At 64.5% G+C, this 16,930-nt stretch carries 14 protein-coding genes; 8 read left to right on the top strand and 6 right to left on the bottom strand.

What is annotated here, in order from left to right:
• Window positions 1-381 precede the first annotated feature (381 nt).
• Window positions 382-900, bottom strand: coding sequence for a hypothetical protein (locus IVA79_RS08050; protein WP_247551642.1), 519 nt, complete (start codon window positions 898-900; stop codon window positions 382-384).
• 36 nt (window positions 901-936) lie between these two features.
• Window positions 937-2,484: an acetolactate synthase large subunit gene (locus tag IVA79_RS08045; RefSeq protein ID WP_247551640.1), complete on the bottom strand. Its 1,548-nt coding sequence runs from the start codon at window positions 2,482-2,484 to the stop codon at window positions 937-939.
• Between the two features lie 265 nt (window positions 2,485-2,749).
• On the opposite strand from IVA79_RS08045, the gene IVA79_RS08040 reads away from it, so the two are divergent.
• Both IVA79_RS08040 and IVA79_RS08035 read left to right on the top strand, forming a co-directional pair.
• A complete protein-coding gene (locus tag IVA79_RS08040) occupies window positions 2,750-3,322 on the top strand; it encodes a L,D-transpeptidase (RefSeq protein WP_247551638.1) in 573 nt (190 codons plus the stop codon).
• A gap of 215 nt (window positions 3,323-3,537) precedes the next feature.
• On the top strand, window positions 3,538-4,353 hold the full coding sequence (locus tag IVA79_RS08035) for a DUF2927 domain-containing protein (protein WP_247551636.1): 816 nt from the start codon (window positions 3,538-3,540) through the stop codon (window positions 4,351-4,353).
• Window positions 4,354-4,534: 181 nt separating this feature from the next.
• Here the strand turns inward: IVA79_RS08035 and IVA79_RS08030 are convergent, their stop codons facing one another.
• Window positions 4,535-5,659, bottom strand: a complete 1,125-nt coding sequence (locus IVA79_RS08030; protein ID WP_247551634.1) for a threonine synthase — start codon at window positions 5,657-5,659, stop codon at window positions 4,535-4,537.
• 323 nt (window positions 5,660-5,982) lie between these two features.
• On the opposite strand from IVA79_RS08030, the gene IVA79_RS08025 reads away from it, so the two are divergent.
• From IVA79_RS08025 to upp, 3 genes are read left to right on the top strand one after another with little or no spacing between them, the layout of a single operon-like run.
• Window positions 5,983-7,239, top strand: coding sequence for a GTP cyclohydrolase II (locus IVA79_RS08025; protein WP_247551631.1), 1,257 nt, complete (start codon window positions 5,983-5,985; stop codon window positions 7,237-7,239).
• 7 nt (window positions 7,240-7,246) lie between these two features.
• A complete protein-coding gene (locus IVA79_RS08020) occupies window positions 7,247-8,485 on the top strand; it encodes a URC4/urg3 family protein (RefSeq protein WP_247551629.1) in 1,239 nt (412 codons plus the stop codon).
• A gap of 52 nt (window positions 8,486-8,537) precedes the next feature.
• Window positions 8,538-9,167, top strand: a complete 630-nt coding sequence (gene upp, locus IVA79_RS08015) for a uracil phosphoribosyltransferase (protein ID WP_247551627.1) — start codon at window positions 8,538-8,540, stop codon at window positions 9,165-9,167.
• Between the two features lie 10 nt (window positions 9,168-9,177).
• Here the strand turns inward: upp and IVA79_RS08010 are convergent, their stop codons facing one another.
• Both IVA79_RS08010 and IVA79_RS08005 read right to left on the bottom strand, forming a co-directional pair.
• Window positions 9,178-10,290: a M48 family metallopeptidase gene (locus tag IVA79_RS08010; protein ID WP_247551625.1), complete on the bottom strand. Its 1,113-nt coding sequence runs from the start codon at window positions 10,288-10,290 to the stop codon at window positions 9,178-9,180.
• Window positions 10,291-10,293: 3 nt separating this feature from the next.
• Window positions 10,294-11,439 (bottom strand): YjgN family protein, encoded by a 1,146-nt coding sequence (locus IVA79_RS08005; protein ID WP_247551777.1) that lies wholly within the window; start codon window positions 11,437-11,439, stop codon window positions 10,294-10,296.
• 296 nt (window positions 11,440-11,735) lie between these two features.
• Between IVA79_RS08005 and IVA79_RS08000 the strand changes: the two genes are divergently transcribed.
• Entirely contained in the window at window positions 11,736-13,001 is a 1,266-nt protein-coding gene (locus IVA79_RS08000; protein WP_247551623.1) for a cytochrome P450, read from the top strand.
• A 218-nt stretch (window positions 13,002-13,219) separates the two neighbouring features.
• Entirely contained in the window at window positions 13,220-14,494 is a 1,275-nt protein-coding gene (locus IVA79_RS07995; RefSeq protein ID WP_247551621.1) for a cytochrome P450, read from the top strand.
• Window positions 14,495-14,713: 219 nt separating this feature from the next.
• On the opposite strand, the gene IVA79_RS07990 is transcribed toward IVA79_RS07995, so the two are convergent.
• Window positions 14,714-15,634 (bottom strand): LysR substrate-binding domain-containing protein, encoded by a 921-nt coding sequence (locus tag IVA79_RS07990; protein ID WP_247551619.1) that lies wholly within the window; start codon window positions 15,632-15,634, stop codon window positions 14,714-14,716.
• Between the two features lie 125 nt (window positions 15,635-15,759).
• Here IVA79_RS07990 and IVA79_RS07985 point away from each other — a divergent pair, with 125 nt between their 5' ends.
• A complete protein-coding gene (locus IVA79_RS07985; protein ID WP_247551617.1) occupies window positions 15,760-16,929 on the top strand; it encodes an acyl-CoA dehydrogenase family protein in 1,170 nt (389 codons plus the stop codon).
• Window position 16,930 lies beyond the last annotated feature (1 nt).

Here is a 16,930-nt window from a genome sequence, read left to right as displayed (position 1 = left end):
GCGCCAATTGCTCAATTTCTCCGAACTTGGTCGAATGAATCTTTGGAAAGGCGAGGCTAATTGTGAGATTAGTACTTACCTCGGGAACGAACGATGAGATGGCTCAGGTGGCAGTTCACGCGCAATGACGTCTTCGTCGTCCTTTTTGCCGTTGTTCTGATATGCGTCTGTGCTGTCGTTCTTGTTCGATATCCGTCCGTTCATCAGGCATCTGGCTTCGGCCCGGATTGGGATTGCAAGAGCGTCCCCAACAGTGAGCCAGTTTGCATTAAGAAAACTAGCCACTAGCTTGACGACCGCTGTGGGTTACAAGCGATCGATGCTGGCCAGGTGGAGGGCTCCCGCTTCATCCTCGAAGTCCGACCTATATGAATACACGCGCTACTGCGCGGCTCCGAGCCCGACCTCCGCCAGCCGGGTCGCGAGCCAGCGCGACAGCGCTTCGTCGAGGAGGCCGCTCACATAGACCTCCGACATCGTCACGTGGTGCCTGTCCAGCACGAGCAGCACGCCGATCCAATAGGGAAACCAGACATGCACGTCGGTCAGCGCGCGCAGCTTGTGCTGGTCGTGCTCCAGCGGCGTGTGATTGCTCGCTTTGCGGATCTCCACGGTGAGGAGATTGTTCGGGATCTCGCGCTGATGCACGGCGATATCAGGATAGATCGACTTCCCCAGATGGTCGTCGGTCGAGATGATGGTGCCGTGCGGCAGATGCAGCGTGCGCTCGCCGAGCCGGTCGTAGTTGCAATCGACTGACCAGCCGGCGAACTGCTTTTCCAGATGCACGGCGAAGCGGTGCGTCACCGCGCGCTCGCCGATGTCCTTCTCGAACAGGAAGTCTTCGTGGGCGTAGAAGTCCCGGAGCGCCGCGATCACCTTGTTCAGCTCGGTCTGCATCTTGCCTCCGGGCCTTTGGCGCGTGCGGCGCCGCGTTTACATCTGGACTTCGATCAGCCGCGGGCCGGGCTCGGCGACGGCTTCGGCCAGCGCCTTGTTGAATTCGTCGGCATTGGTGACGGCGCGGCCGGGCACGCCCATGCCCTTGGCCAGCGCGACGAAATCCAGCGTCGGGCGGTCGAGCCGGAGCATGTCGTTGGCACGCTGGCCGGGCTCGCCGGCGCCGACATTGTCGAACTCGCCGCGCAGGATCTGGTAGATGCGGTTGGCGAACACGATGGTGACGATATTGAGGTTCTCGCGCGCCTGGGTCCACAGCGACTGAATCGTGTACATCGCACTGCCGTCGCCGACCATGGTGATCACCTTGCGGTCGGGACAGGCGATCGCCGCACCGATCGAGAGCGGCGTCGAGAAGCCGATCGAGCCGCCCATGTTCTGCAGCCAGTCGTGCGGGGCGGCCGCCGCTGTCGGCGGGAAGAAGCCGCGGCCGGTGGTCAGGGACTCGTCGACCATGATCGCATTCTCGGGGATGGCGCATGCGATGGCCTGCGCGATCGAGGCGAAGGTCAGCGCGCCGGTCGGCTTGACCAGCTCCTGCAACGCCTGCGGCTTGACGTCCTTGGCGCTGGCCTTGACCGCGCCGGCCAGCGCTTCGAGCGCGGCGACGGAGTTCTCGCCCCAGGAGGTCATGCGATGGACGTCGCAGCCTTGCGGCTTGAGCATGCTCGGCTTGTTCGGATAGGCGAAGAACGCCACGGGATCGTCCGACTCGACCAGCACGATGTGACGGAATTTTGCCAGCATCGGCAGCGCGTTCTCGATCACGTAATGGATGCGGTCGATCGAGAAGCGGCCGCGGCCGCGCGCCATCTTGGGACGGAAGGTCGGGCCCATCACGGTGCAGCCGGTCTTGGCGGCAATGCGCTCGGCCAGCGCCAGGCCCTGCTCGCTCAGGGCGCTGCCGGTCATCAGCAGCAGCGTGCCCTCGCCGTCGCCATGCAGGATCTTTGCGGCCTGCTCGACCGCCTGCGGCGAATAGCTCGCGCGCTGCTGCTCCGCCGGAACCTCGGCGATGCCATCGGCCTCGTTCCAGGCGGTGTCGGCGGGCAGGATCAGGGTCGCGATCTGCGGCGGCGCGCTTTTGGCGGCGGCAATGGCCGCGGCACCGTCAGCGGCAACCGATTTGGCATCGGGCGAGGTACGGACCCAGGACGACATCGGCCGGGCCAGGCCCTCGATATCGGAGGTCAGCGGCGCGTTGTAGCCGATGTGGTAGACGGCATGCTGGCCGACGATGTTGACGATGCCGGAATTGGCCTTCTTGGCGTTGTGCAGATTGGCAAGGCCGTTGGCGAGGCCGGGGCCGAGATGCAGCAGCGTCGAAGCAGGCAGGCCCTTCATGCGGAAATAGCCGTCGGCCGCGCCGGTCACCACGCCTTCGAACAGGCCGAGCACGCAGCGCATGCCGGGGACGCGGTCGAGCGCTGCGACAAAATGCATCTCGGAGGTGCCCGGGTTGGTGAAGCAGACATCCACCCCACCCTTGACCATCGTCCGCACCAGGCTTTCCGCACCGTTCATCAGAGGCTCCCGCAACCGGCCATGTCCAGATATCCGTTCGATCAATCATTGTTCGCGCGTTCCGTCAAAGCAATAGGCGGCATCGCTGCCCTGCCCCGCGCGACGATGCGCCGGTTTGGCTAACGCTTTTCGGCAACCTGGCATGGTTGCCGATTTGATAACGCCGATCGCAGAGGATGATGGCCCTCACGGGCCCGTGGCTTGCGAAATGCCTGCAAATATGGCCAGTGACTTCAGTTGATTCGATTTTTTGCTGGGGGAGACAATGATCCGGTTTTTTGCCGCGCCGATTGCCGCAATGGCGCTGTTGCTGGCGGGCGCGACCGACGCATCCGCGGCGGGGATGATAGACTTCACGGGCACGAGCGCCACCGGCTATCTCGGCCACAGCGCAAGCCCAGTCCCCCGCACCACGGTCATGTACAACGGCAACTACGCCCCCGGTACGATCGTGGTGAACACCAGCGAGCGGCGGCTGTATCTGGTGCTCCAGAACGGCCAGGCGCTGCGCTACGGCATCGGCGTCGGCCGCGACGGCTTCCGCTGGGGCGGGGTGCACAGGATCACCGCCAAGAAGGAATGGCCAGACTGGACGCCGCCCTCGCAGATGCTGGCGCGCCGGCCCGACCTGCCACGCCACATGAAGGGCGGCGTCGACAATCCGCTCGGCGCGCGCGCGATGTATCTGGGCTCGACCCTGTACCGCATCCACGGCTCCAATGAGCCGGAGACGATCGGCCAGGCGGTCTCCTCGGGCTGCTTCCGCATGACCAATGACGACGTCACCGACCTCTATGGCCGCGTCGCGGTCGGCACCACGGTGGTGGTGCTGAAATAACTAGACCAGACGCAAACTCCCGTAAGGCGGGCAAAGTCGGAGGATCGCGCGAACGCGCGGTCCGCCGGCGTGCCCACGGCTTTGAGATGGTGGGCACGGCGCTTTCGCGCCTTTGCCCACTCTACGGCACCGTGTTTGAAAGTGGCAGGAACCCGCTGGGCGCGTGAATTTGCGGACTTGTGCGCGCGACGTGAATACGGCAGCGTCGCATAACGATGAGCGCAATCAATCCGCCCTCGACTGCCCTTCGCTTCGCCCTGCTGGCGCTTGCCGCGCTCACATTGGTGCCTGACACCGCTACCATGGCTGCCGCGGGCGAATTGCCCGCGATCTCCTCGCGCCAGCGCGCCGAGAAAAAGAGTTTTACCGACAGCGAGATCGTCGAGGGCTTCTTAAAGACCGCGTTCGGCGCCGAATATCACCTCGCCGGCCGCGTCGACCGCATCCGCAAATTCGACGGCCCGGTGCGCGTGTACGCCGAGAGCGAGCGCACCGACCGCAAGGCGCAACTCGCAAAGGTCGTTGCCGACATCGGCAAGCGCGTGCAGCATCTCGACATCGCCATGACCGACACCAACGAAGCGGCGAATGTGCGCGTGAAGCTCGTGCGCGACCGCGATCTCTACCGCACCCTCACCGCCTTCTACGGCGCCGAGAAGGCGCGCGAGATCCGCACCTCGCTCGACCCGCAATGCCTGTCCGGCTTCCGCAAGAACGACAATTTCGAGATCGAGCATTCCGACGTCATCCTCACCGTCGACAACGGTGACTTCGTCTTTCTCGACTGCGCCTATGAGGAGCTGCTGCAATCGCTCGGGCCCATCAACGACACCACGAGCGTGCCGTGGACCATGTTCAACGACAACGTCTCGATGGGCTATTTCGACGTCTACGACCAGTACATCCTCAATCTGCTGTACGATCCCCGCATCAAGGCGGGCATGACCGTGGCTGAGGTGAAGGCGGTGCTGCCCGCCGTGCTCGCTGACGTGCGCGCGTGGGTGAAGCGCGTGAATGATTTGAAGGAGTGAGAGGCAGGAGGCGAGGATAAGCACAGGCCGTAGGGTGGGTTAGTTAGCCCTGCAGATGCGCAAAGCGCATCTGCAGGGCGTAACCCACCTCTTTGGCTTCCGCATCGACAGAAGTGGTGGGTTACACCTTGCGGATTGCGCTTCGCGCATCCGCAAGGCTAACCCACCCTACGGACCAACCCTATTGCACCAGATCGGCCACGGTCGTCGCGGCCTTCAGGCCCGTGCCGGTGAGGACTGCCACCGTGGTCTCGTTCGCCTTGATGGCGCCGGTGGCGGAGAGCTTGTCGAGCGCCGCCGCGGCGCTGGCGCTGGTCGGCTCGGCGAACAGGCCCTGGCGGGCGAGACGGCGCAGCGCAGCGACGATCTCCTCCTCGGTGAGCGCAATCGTGCCGCCGCCGCTCTCGCGCAGGGCGCCGATGATCTCGCACAGGCGCAAGGGATTCTTGATCGCGGTGCCTTCGGCGATGGTCTTGCTGACCTCGCGTGCGACGGGCGTGTCGACAACGGCCTTGAAGCTGGCATCGATCGGCGAGCAATTGAGTGGCTGCGCCGCGAACAGCCGCGGCAGCTTTGCGATCTGTCCGGCCTTCTTGAGCTCGCGGAAGCCGAAGGCGCAGCCCAGGAGACTGCTGCCGGCGCCGACGGGAACGATGACGTTGTCGGGCGCGCGGAAACCGAGGTCCTCCCAGATCTCATAGGCGAGCGACTTGGTGCCTTCGAGAAAGAACGGCTGCCAATTGTGGCTGGCATAGAAGGTCTGGCTCGACTGGCGGATGGCCTCTGCTTCCGACTCCTCGCGTGGTCCCTCGACGAGCTGCACCGCAGCGCCATAGGCGCGCACCTGCGCGATCTTGGCCGGCGACGTCGAGGCCGGCGCCAGAATCTTCACGCGCATGCCGCCGGCCGCACCCAGCCCCGCCATCGACGAGCCGCCATTGCCGGAGGAATCCTCCAGCACGGCGTCGACCCCGATCTGGCGCAGGAAGGACAGCATCACGGCGGAGCCGCGGTCCTTGAAGCTGCCGGTGGGGTTGAACCATTCGAGCTTGAACAACGGGCGCAACTCGCCCCAGTCCTGCTGGACCAGCGGCGTGCAGCCCTCGCCGAGCGAGATCGGGTTCTTGATCTCGACCGGCAGCGCCGCCCGGTAGCGCCAGAGCGAGCGCGTGCGGCCCTCGATGTCCTCGCGCGAAATCCCCGCCCCCGGCGTCACCAGCAGCGGCGTGCGCTCGTCCGAGCACCAGCGCGGCTGGTCGAGCGGGTAGAGCTTTTCGTTGCGGGGGTCGATGTAGCTGGCGGGCATGGAAGTCTCCGGGGCAGAGCCGATCCGCTCGATATGTCCGAATAATCAGGTTTTATCCAGTCACCTGTTTGGGGGCGGAGGCGGGCCCGCCCCTTCAAAAATTCGAACAATTACATAGATATAAGTAGCGTCCTGGCGTCGTTCACCTATCAGGGCGACGGCGGAAACGGGCCTTTGGGCCACCCCGCACGATTAACTTGTCTGTCGTGCCTCGCCGCTACAATATGTTGGATTGAGCTTGCGTCGCTGGTGCTCTGCACCGGCAACGCGACTGAGCCAGGCCCGTCCGAGCGGCGGGCCGTTGGCTTTTTGGGAGTTTGGTCATGAGCCGCGCGAACCGTACCGACCACATCCGCCTGACCTCGCATCCGGAGCCGGGCAAGAAGTCCGCCTTTCCGATCCACTGGGGCGCGACTGATGCGCGCGCCCGCGGACCGATCATCGGCACGGTGTCACGCGCAGGCGATCGCAACGTGATCGGCAGCCATGGCGGGTCCTATGCAATGTACCGCGCGCTCGCGGTGTCCGCCGGCGCGCTCGATCCGATCCGGCGGCCCGACCTCACCAACACGTTTCCGGCGGCGACCATCGGGCCGTTCGAGCAGTGGCGTGATCCCACGAAAATCGTCGCGCTCGATCCCTGGGGGCACCTCGTCGCCGAGAATTTCGGCAAAGACATTGCGGAGGGTGTCGACATCCGGCCGAGCATCGCGGTGACGCGGGCGCGGCTCGACTTGCCGGAGATCCGCGAGGCGCTCGCGGCAAAGCGGCTGCGCGCCGACGGCGAGGTCGTGCACGCCAATGGCAGCGTCTCGGTGGTGAAGATCGCGATCGATCCCGTGTGGTACCTGCCGGGCCTGGCGGCGCGCTTCGGCACCGCCGAGACCGAGCTGCGGCGCACGCTGTTCGAGCAGACCGCCGGCATGTTCCCGGAGCTGGTGACCCGGCCGGACATGAAGGTGTTCCTGCCGCCGATCGGCGGCACCACCGTCTACATGTTCGGCGATGTGACAAAACTGCCTGATCATCGCACCAAGATCACCTGCCGCGTGCATGACGAGTGCAACGGCTCCGACGTGTTCGGCTCCGACATCTGCACCTGCCGGCCCTATCTGATCCACGGCATCGAGGAATCCGCGCGCGGCGCGCAGGAGGGTGGGCTCGGGCTCGTCGTCTACAACCGCAAGGAAGGCCGCGCGCTCGGCGAGGTCACCAAATTCCTGGTCTACAACGCGCGCAAGCGCCAGGAGGACGGCGATGCCGCCGCGGCCTATTTCGAGCGCACCGAATGCGTCGCGGGCGTGCAGGACGCGCGCTTCCAGCAGTTGATGCCGGATACGATCCACTGGCTCGGCCTGAAGCGGATCGACCGTTTCCTGTCGATGAGCGACATGAAATACGACGCGCTGACCTCGCAAGGCATCGACATCGTCGAGCGCGTGCCGATCCCGCCGGAGCTGATTCCGGCCGACGCCTATGTCGAGATCGCCGCCAAGAAGGCGGCCGGCTATTACTCGACCGACATCGCGCCCGAGAAGGACGTGGATGGCGTGGTCGGCCGCTCGCTGGAAAAATACTGATCGCGCGATGGCGGAGGCTTTGGAACGACAGGCGCGCGCGCTGCTCACCGCAGCGGCGGTGCGCGCGCGGGCCGGGCAGATGCTCGAGCTCGGCCTTGCCGGCGGCTTGAACCACTTCACTGTAGATCTCGACCGCATGGATGGTGTCGCGGAGGCCGTGCTCGCGGTCACGCGAAAAGCCTATCCGGCGCTCGACATTCCCTTCCATGCACGCTGGCGGCATTTTGTGCTTAGCGGCGTCGACCGCTGGGCGCGGCTGGCCGACGCTGTCTCGTGGCCGGATCATGCGGCACGTGCGCGCGCCGAATTCGACCTCGCCATCGTCAGCGTGCTGCTCGATGCCGGTGCGGGCGCGGCGTGGCGCTATCGCGACGCGGTGACAGGAGACAGCATCGGGCGGTCCGAGGGGCTCGCGATCGCGAGCCTCGACATGTTCGCGAATGGACTTTTTTCGCGCGATGCCGCCTCGCCCTTGAGGGCCGATGCCGACGTGCTCGCGGAGCTCCCCCTCGCCGCGCTTACGGCCGCGTTTCAGGTGAGCACCGCCAATCCGCTGCTCGGTCCCGAAGGGCGAACCGACCTGCTGCAGCGCCTGGGCAGGCGGGTGGCCGAGCGCGCGGACGTCTTTGGTCTGCACGACACGCCGCGGCCGGGCGGGCTGTTCGATCACATCGCGGCGCAGGCTTTAAGCGGCGCTATTCCCGCACCCGACATACTGTCCGCGGTGCTGAACCAGCTCGGGCCGATCTGGCCATCGCGGCTGGAGCTCGCCGGCGTCCCGCTCGGCGATTGCTGGCGCCATCCGGCGCTCAAGGCGGATGATGCGACCGCAGGCCTGGTGCCGCTGCACAAGCTGTCGCAATGGCTGAGCTATTCGCTGATCGAGCCGCTGCAGCGCGCGGGATTCAATGTCATCGACATCGACGGGCTGACCGGACTTGCCGAATACCGCAATGGCGGCCTGTTCGTCGATCACGAGGTGCTGCGCCTGCGCGATCCCGCCGACGCCGAGCGCGCGCATGCGGTGGATTCGCTGCTCGTCGTGGAATGGCGCGCGCTGACGGTTGCGCTGCTCGACCGGTTAGCTGAACTGGTTCGCGCAAAACTCGGCCGCACGCGCGAAACATTGCCGCTCGCCAGCATCCTCGAAGGCGGCACCTGGGCCGCCGGCCGCAGCATTGCCTTTTCACGCCGGCCCGACGGCTCGCCGCCGCTCAAGGTGATCAGCGACGGCACGGTTTTCTGAACCCTCATTGTCGCTCACGCATCCGCTTGATGAATTTCAGGAGCAACCAATCATGGAAGGCGTCACGATCGTCGATCATCCGCTGGTGCAGCACAAGCTGACCTTGGTGCGGGACAAGTCCATCTCGACCAAATCGTTCAGGGAGCTGATCAAGGAGATCGGCATGCTCCTGTGCTACGAGGTGACGCGCGATTTGCCGCTCACTGACACCGTCATCGAGACGCCGCTGGCGACGATGCACTCGGCCAAGATCGCCGGCAAGAAGCTGGTGTTCGTGCCGATGCTGCGCGCCGGCACCACCTTCGTCGACGGCATGATGGATCTGGTGCCGACCGCGCGCGTCGCCCATATCGGCCTCTATCGCGAGCCGCACAGCTTTGCCGCGGTCGAATATTTCTTCAAATCGCCGTCCGATCTCAGCGAGCGCCTCGCCATCGTGGTGACGCCGGTGGTCGCGACCGCCAACACGGCGGTCGCCGCCATCGACCGGCTGAAGGAGCGCGGCGCCAGGGATATCCGCCTCGCTTGCCTGATCGCAGCGCCGGAAGGGCTGGAGCGGCTGCGCGGCTTTCATCCGGACGTGCCGATCTGGACCGCGGCGGTGGACGAGGGCCTCGACGAGAACGGCTTCATCCTGCCGGGCCTTGGCGACGCCGGCGACCGTGCCTACGGGACGAGGTGACGCTGCGGCCCTAGATCTTCCCGCTGCCGCAAACGCCCTTCAGCGCCTTCCATTCCTTGTCCGTCAATAGCGGCGGGCCGCTGGCGGGGCGATCTTCCCTGGTCATCCGTGCGAGCCGGTCCTCGGTCAGGGGGTGGCTGGCGAGGATCGTCGTGAGCGTCGAGCCGCCTTCCTTGCCGGTGATGCGGAACATCAGCTCAAAAGCGGGTTTTGGCGAGCGGCCGAGCTTGTGCATGACCTCGATCGCGAACGTATCGGCGGCGGTCTCGGCCTCGCGCGAATAGGAGGCCTCGACCAGGGTGCGCGAGGCGAAGATCACCGCGCTCGAGCCGGTGACGTCGCCGAACAACAGGCCGATCAGGAACGAGGTGCCGCCGTTGTAGATCAACCCGCGCATATTGTCGTGATGCTTGAGATGGCCGAGCTCGTGGGCGAGGATACCGGCGAGCTCGTCGGGGCTTTCGGCCTTGTCGAGCAGGCCCTTGAGCACGAACACCTTGCCGCCCGGCAATGCGAAGGCATTCGGCACCGAGGTCGGCAGCACACCGGCCGTCATGGAATCATCGTCGAGACCTGCGGCATCGCGCAAGCGGTTGACGAGTTTTGTGAACGCGGCCTTGCCTGCGGGATCTTCGCACGTATTGCGGCCGAAGATGGTTTTCATCTGCACTTCGGCGGCATCGCCGATGCGCCGCTCGACGGGCTTCGGCACCAGCGGCGCGAGACGGTCGGCGGCGAGTGGCACGCCGAACAGCACGACGCAGACGATGGAGACGGCGGCCGCCACCGACCAGCCAACGATTTTGGCAACGCCACGCCGCGAGGTCTGATGCTCATCGAGGCGCAAGCATCGCGCGGTCAGATCCGCTGCGAGGACAGCGTCGCGGATTTCGAGCCGCGCCAGGGACGGCGCGGACGTACAGGCGAGCCGCAGGACGCCACCCGGGCTGTCGGCGCGACGGATGTCGGCATAGGCCCAGCGCACGGGCGCTCCGCCCTCCTCGACGATCTCGAGCACATCACCCAGCATCAGCTTCACCTGACGCCTGCGGCTCGACACGCCGTCGAAGAAGATGGTCGGCTTGACGGACTGCGCAGACGCCTCGGTGGACAACTCACTCACAGCTCAAAATCCCGCGACATCGAGTCCGTCGGCAAAACCTTCGCCGAGCGCGCTGGCAAGCTGGCCGCTGCCACGCACATCCGCGGCGGCCGCAATGTTGTGCACCTTGACGGTCTCCAGCACCTTGGCCCAGAGATCGCGCTGGAGATAGACCCGCATCACGATGTTGATCGCGAGCGCCAGGGCGAAATAGCCAATCACCATCACCACCACCATCGGGATGCTCTTGGCGGCATTGTCGGAGCCGAACACCCGATCGGCCGGAACGCCGCTCAGCGCAACGACGAGCAAGGCGCTGCCGCCGAGATAGGCGGAGAAAGCCATCGACAGCAACGTCCACCAGCCGATCACCTTCCAATACAGCCCGTAGAAAGCATCATGAGGCAGGTTCGAGGACAGGCTGACGCCGCCGATGCGGATGCCGTCGAGCCACCAGCGCCACTCGCGCGCCTTGAACTCGGCATAGAAGAACGGCGCGAGCGGGAAGATCAACAGCGCGATCGGGCTGAGCAGCCACAGCCACCAGCCGCGCTTGAAGAAGGTCCAGCCGTCGCCTTCGAAATCACCGCGGAGGTCGCCGTAATGGGTATGCTGCATCTTGTAGCGTTCGAGCGCGGCCTCGCGCCACGGCAGCGCCAGGCCGAGCGTCAGGAACACCAGCAGGCCCCACGCCATCGCTCGGAACGCATAGGCCCAGCCGGAGCCGTCCATCCAGAACCGCACGCCGCGCCAGACCGTACGCGTCAGCCGATAGCGCCGCGCGCGAAAAATCGCGAACTGGCCGAAGGCGTAGAAGCCGATGAACAGAGGCACCGAGGCAAAGCCCTGCCAGCGCTCGAACTCGATGCCGATCAGGAAGTAGGCGAGATAGATCGGCACCAGGATCGCGAGCGCGAACAGGAAGCCGACCAGCAGCTCCTTGGCCCGGCCGGTATATTCGGCGGCATCGCCATCGACCGCGGTGTTCGCCCATAGATGACGGCGAATGTCGGTAACCAGCCAGAACCGGTAGAAGCCGAAGGTGACGAGCTCCAGCATGGCACCCTTGGTGACCAATTTGCGGAATTCGGAGCGGTTTCCGGTGAAGTCGACCCCTGTGGACGGCAGCGGCGGCGGAAGGGGCTGAGAGCCGATCGGGGTCCATTGCATGTCGTTCACGGCGGCAACCTCGGGATGCTGGTCTATTGCGATCAAACTATAGGTCAGAGATTGGTCGATCCCCAAGATGGCCGGGTTCGATTTACCTCGATTCCAGTCGGTTTCTGGCATGATTTCGCGACAAACGGTGTGCGGGGGATCACGTTGATGGAGGTCTCGCCCCTCTCGCAAAGGTTGGACGTGACAAAACTCTCCCTTGCTCCGGCGCAGACAACCAGCTGTAATTGCAAATCAAATACCGCAGCGCAGAATTCAACGACGCGCGGTTCGTGCCAGGGAGAACGGTCATGCATGGGACCATCGAGAGCGCGGCCAAGCTCGACGCACTTCGCGAGCGCGCGTCGAAATTGCCGCTTGAGCAGTTCGATCCGGGCGATCCGGAACTGTTCAGGACCGATACGTTCTGGCCCTATTTCGATCGCCTCCGCCGCGAAGATCCCGTGCACTATTGCAAGGACTCGATGTTCGGGCCGTACTGGTCGGTGACGCGCTACAACGACATCATGGAGATCGAGACCAACCATTCGGTGTTCTCCTCGGCCTCCGCGCTCGGCGGCATCACCATCCGCGACATCGACCCGGACCTGCGCCGCGAGAGTTTCATCTCGATGGACCCGCCGCGCCATGCCGCGCAGCGCAAGACCGTGGCGCCGATGTTCACGCCGACGCATCTGGACAATCTCGCGCTCAACATCCGCAAGCGCTCGGCCGAGTGCCTGGACAACCTGCCGCGCGGCGAGGTGTTCGACTGGGTCGACCGCGTCTCGATCGAGCTGACCACGCAGATGCTGGCGGTGCTGTTCGACTTCCCGTGGGAGGACCGCCGCAAGCTGACGCGCTGGTCCGACATTGCCACTACGATCCCCGGCCCTGACGGCCTCGTCGCCACCGAGGACGAGCGCCAGGCCGAACTGACCGAATGCGCGGCCTATTTCGCGCGCCTCTGGAAAGAACGCATCGCGCAGCCGCCGAAGAGCGACCTGCTCTCGATGATGGCGCATGGCGCCGCGACGCGCGACATGGATGCCAAGAACTTCCTCGGCAATCTCATCCTCTTGATCGTCGGCGGCAACGACACCACGCGCAACACCATGTCGGGCTCGCTGCTCGCGCTGAGCCAGCATCCGGAGCAATATCGCAAGCTGCGCGAAAACCCCGCTCTGCTCGACAGTTTCGTCCCCGAAGTGATCCGCTGGCAGACGCCGCTGGCGCATATGCGCCGCACCGCGCTCTCCGATTTCGAGTTCCGCGGCAAGCAGATCAAGAAAGGTGACAAGGTCGTGATGTGGTACGTCTCGGGCAACCGCGACGAGGAGGCGATCGAGAGGCCCTACGACTTCATCATCGACCGCGCCCGCCCGCGCACGCATCTGTCCTTCGGCTTCGGCATTCATCGTTGCGTTGGCCTCAGGCTTGCCGAACTCCAGCTCAAGATTATCTGGGAAGAGATCCTTAAGCGGTTCGACCATATCGATGTGGTCGGCGAGCCGAAGCGGGTCTATTCGAGTTTTGTGAAGGGACTTGAAGAGCTGCCTGTGAAGATCGCGGCGTAGATTGGCAGCAAGATGATTTCGCGCTGCGCCCGCAAGCAAGCTGCGCTCCCTCTCCCGCTTGCGGGAGAGGGTCGGGGAGAGGGTATCTCGGCAATGGGACTATCCCCAAGAGGAGAAAACCCTCACCCGGCGCACGGGACGATGCTTCGCATCGCCCGGGACGCGCCGACCTCTCCCGCAAGCGGGAGAGGTTAAGAAAACCAACTGGAGCCACGACGATGAACCTCCAAGCGCCGGTTAAAGTGGACAAGGCCGAACGCATGCGGAAGGCGCGCGAGGAGGCCTATGCGACGCCGTTGTCGCAATTCCACCCCGGCGCGCCCAGGCTGTTCCAGGACGACACGCTGTGGCCGTGGTTCGAGCGGCTGCGCAAGGAAGAGCCGGTGCACTACTGCACCAACGCGCCGATCGAGCCCTATTGGTCGGTGGTGAAATACAACGACATCATGCATGTCGACACCCATCACGGCATCTTTTCCTCGGACTCGACGCTCGGCGGCATCTCGATCCGCGACGTGCCGCCCGGCTACGACTATCCGAGCTTCATCGCGATGGACCAGCCCAAACATTCGTCGCAGCGCAAGACGGTGTCGCCGATGTTCACCCCGACCCATCTGGACGAGCTGGCGAAGCTGATCCGGCAGCGCTCGCAGAGCGTGCTCGACAATCTGCCGCGCAACGAGACCTTCAATTTCGTCGAGCGCGTCTCGATCGAGCTGACGACGCAGATGCTGGCGACCCTATTCGACTTCCCCTGGGAGGAGCGGCGCAAGCTGACGCGCTGGTCCGACGTCTCCACCGCGCTGCCCAAGAGCGGCATCGTCGCCTCCGCCGAAGAGCGCCGCCGCGAGATGGACGAGTGCTACGCCTACATGTCCAAGCTGTGGAACGAGCGCGTCAACTCGGCGCCGCGCAACGATCTGCTGTCGCTGATGGCACACAACGACGCCACACGCCATATGGACCCCGACAATCTCATGGGCAACATCATCCTGCTCATCGTCGGCGGCAACGACACCACGCGCAACACCATGACCGGCTCGGTGCTGGCGCTGAACGAGAACCCCGAGCAGTACGACAAGCTCCGCGCCAACCCGGCGCTGATCGATTCCATGGTGCCCGAGGTGATCCGCTGGCAGACGCCGCTGGCCCATATGCGGCGCACCGCGCTCCAAGATACCGAGATCGGCGGCAAGCAGATCAGGAAGGGCGACCGCGTGGTGATGTGGTACGTCTCCGGCAACCGCGACGAGGAGATGTTCGAGCGGCCGAACGATTTCATCATCGACCGCCCGCGCCCGCGCACGCATCTATCGTTCGGCTTCGGTATCCACCGCTGCGTCGGTATGCGTCTTGCCGAGCTGCAGCTCAAGATCGTCTGGGAGGAGATGCTGAAGCGCTTCGACCGCATCGAGGTGGTCGGCGAGCCCAAGCGGATCTATTCCAGCTTCATCAAGGGCTATGAGACGCTGCCGGTGCGGATTCCGACCTGAGCTCCATCCTCCGTCATTGCGAGGAGCTCTTGCGACGAAGCAATCCAGACTATCACCGCTGAGGGATTCCTGGATTGCTTCGCTGCGCTCGCAATGACGAGCTCTTGGAGATACTTGCGCGTCAGACGCGCAGCCCCCTGGCCCAGCTATAAAATTTCGGCATGACAGCTCGCACCAGATGCGAAGACACGGCGTCGCGCGCCTGTTCTACCACGGCATCTAACTCAATCTGATGTCCCACACGCCGTCCTTGCGGCAGGCGGCGACTTCCTCGCGCAGCAGCGCGGTGACGGCGAGTGAGGCCGTCGAAACCGGACGATCGATCGGAGAAGCGAAAATGAGCTCGCGCGTCATCGGCTTCGAGACGGCCGTGGTTTCCAGCCGCCCGTCGGCGACCTCGCCATGGACCGACGAGGGCGGCAGCAGCGCGAAGCCGAGGCCCTCCTCGACCAGGCTTGTCAGCACGCGAAACGAATCCGCCTCGAGCTGGACGTTGAGCTTGATCTTGCGCTGGGCGGCCGCGTGCTCGATCAGCGCGCGGAGGCCGTGGGAATGAGACGGCAACACCAGCCGTTGCCGCAACAGCCAGCCGATGTCGACGCTCTTCTTGCGTGCGAGGCCGCAGCCGCGCGGGCCGACCGCGACGATGTTGTCGCGTCCCAAGCTCGCCACGTTGAGATGCAGATCGGCGGAACGGCCATAGAGGATGGCGAGATCCATCTCGCCGCGATGCAGCCATTCGACCAGGTGGCCGCTATAGCTCTCGACGATGCGCAGCGAGATGCCGGGAAATTTTTCGACGCAGCGCCGCGCAAAGCGCGCCGACAACACGCAGCTCACGGTTGGAACAAGGCCGAGCACGACCTGACCCGACGGCGGCCCTTTGGCCGACTGGATGTCGTCGCGGATCTGATCGATCTGCCGCACGATGCCGGAGGTGCGCGCCAGCAGCAGCCGGCCGGCTTCGGTCAGCACCATGCCGCGGCCGTTGCGGGTGAAGAGTTCGGTGCGCAGCTCGTGTTCCAAGAGCTTGATCTGGCGGCTCAGCGCCGGCTGCGCCACCCGCAACGTGTCGGATGCCTTGGAGAGGCTGCCGAGCTCCGCCACGCAACTGAAAGTCCTAAGCTGCCGGAAATCCATGCTTGCCAATCCTGGAAGGCTACTTCATACGCTATAACAAATGAGCATAGGGGGCTGGCATTGTTTTCACAACGCCAGAGGATCGGCCGGCGTTATCTTAACTGCCGCTAAGAACTGGAAACGCCATGAGTCAAGAACAGCACATCGAAGATCACGCCGACATCCGCGAAGCCGTCGCCAAGCTGTGCGCGCAGTTTCCCGGCGAATATTGGCGCAAGCTCGATCGCGAGATGGCCTACCCCACAGCCTTCGTCGATGCGCTGACCGAGGCCGGCTATCTCTCGGTGCTGATCCCGGAGGAATATGGCGGCGCGGGCCTGAAGCTGTCGGCGGCCGCGGCGATCCTGGAAGAGATCCAGCGTGCGGGCTGCAATGGCGGCGGCTGCCACGCCCAGATGTACACGATGGGCACCGTGCTGCGGCACGGCAACGCCGAGCAGAAGGCGAAGTACCTGCCGAAGATCGCGAGCGGCGAATTGCGCCTGCAGGCCTTCGGCGTCACCGAGCCGACCAGCGGCACCGACACCTCCTCGCTGAAGACCTTCGCGCGCAAGGACGGCAACGACAGCTACATCGTCAACGGCCAGAAGATCTGGACCAGCCGTGCAGAGCATTCCGACCTGATGGTGCTGCTGGCACGCACCACGCCGAAGGAAAAGGTTAAGAAGCGCACGGATGGTCTTTCCGTGTTCATCGTCGACATGCGGGAGGCGAAGGGTAACGGCCTCGAGATCCGCCCGATCCGCACCATGATGAACCACGCTACCACCGAGGTGTTCTTCACCGACATGAAGGTGCCGGCGGAGAATCTGATCGGCGAGGAAGGCAAGGGCTTTCGCTACATCCTTTCCGGCATGAATGCCGAGCGCATTTTGATCGCCGCCGAATGCGTCGGCGACGCAAAGTGGTTCATCGCGAAAGCGACGAACTATGCGAAGGAGCGCGCCGTATTCGGCCGTCCGATCGGCCAGAATCAAGGCATCCAGTTCCCGATCGCCAAGGCCTATGCCTCGATGCGCGCGGCCGAGCTGATGGTGAAGGAAGCCACGCGCAAATACGAGGCCGGGCTCGATTGCGGCGCCGAGGCCAACATGGCCAAGATGTTGGCGGCGGATGCGTCCTGGGAAGCAGCGAATGCCTGCATCCAGACCCATGGCGGCTTTGGCTTTGCCGAGGAATACGATGTCGAGCGCAAGTTCCGCGAGACCCGGCTCTATCAGGTGGCGCCGATCTCGACCAATCTCGTGCTGTCCTACGTCGCCGAGCATGTGCTCGGCATGCCCCGCTCGTACTGAG

This window comes from Bradyrhizobium sp. 138 (assembly GCF_023074075.1).
Classification (GTDB): domain Bacteria; phylum Pseudomonadota; class Alphaproteobacteria; order Rhizobiales; family Xanthobacteraceae; genus Bradyrhizobium.
The sequence above is the reverse complement of the archived record's forward strand: the minus strand, read 5'-3'. Positions and strand labels throughout refer to the sequence as shown.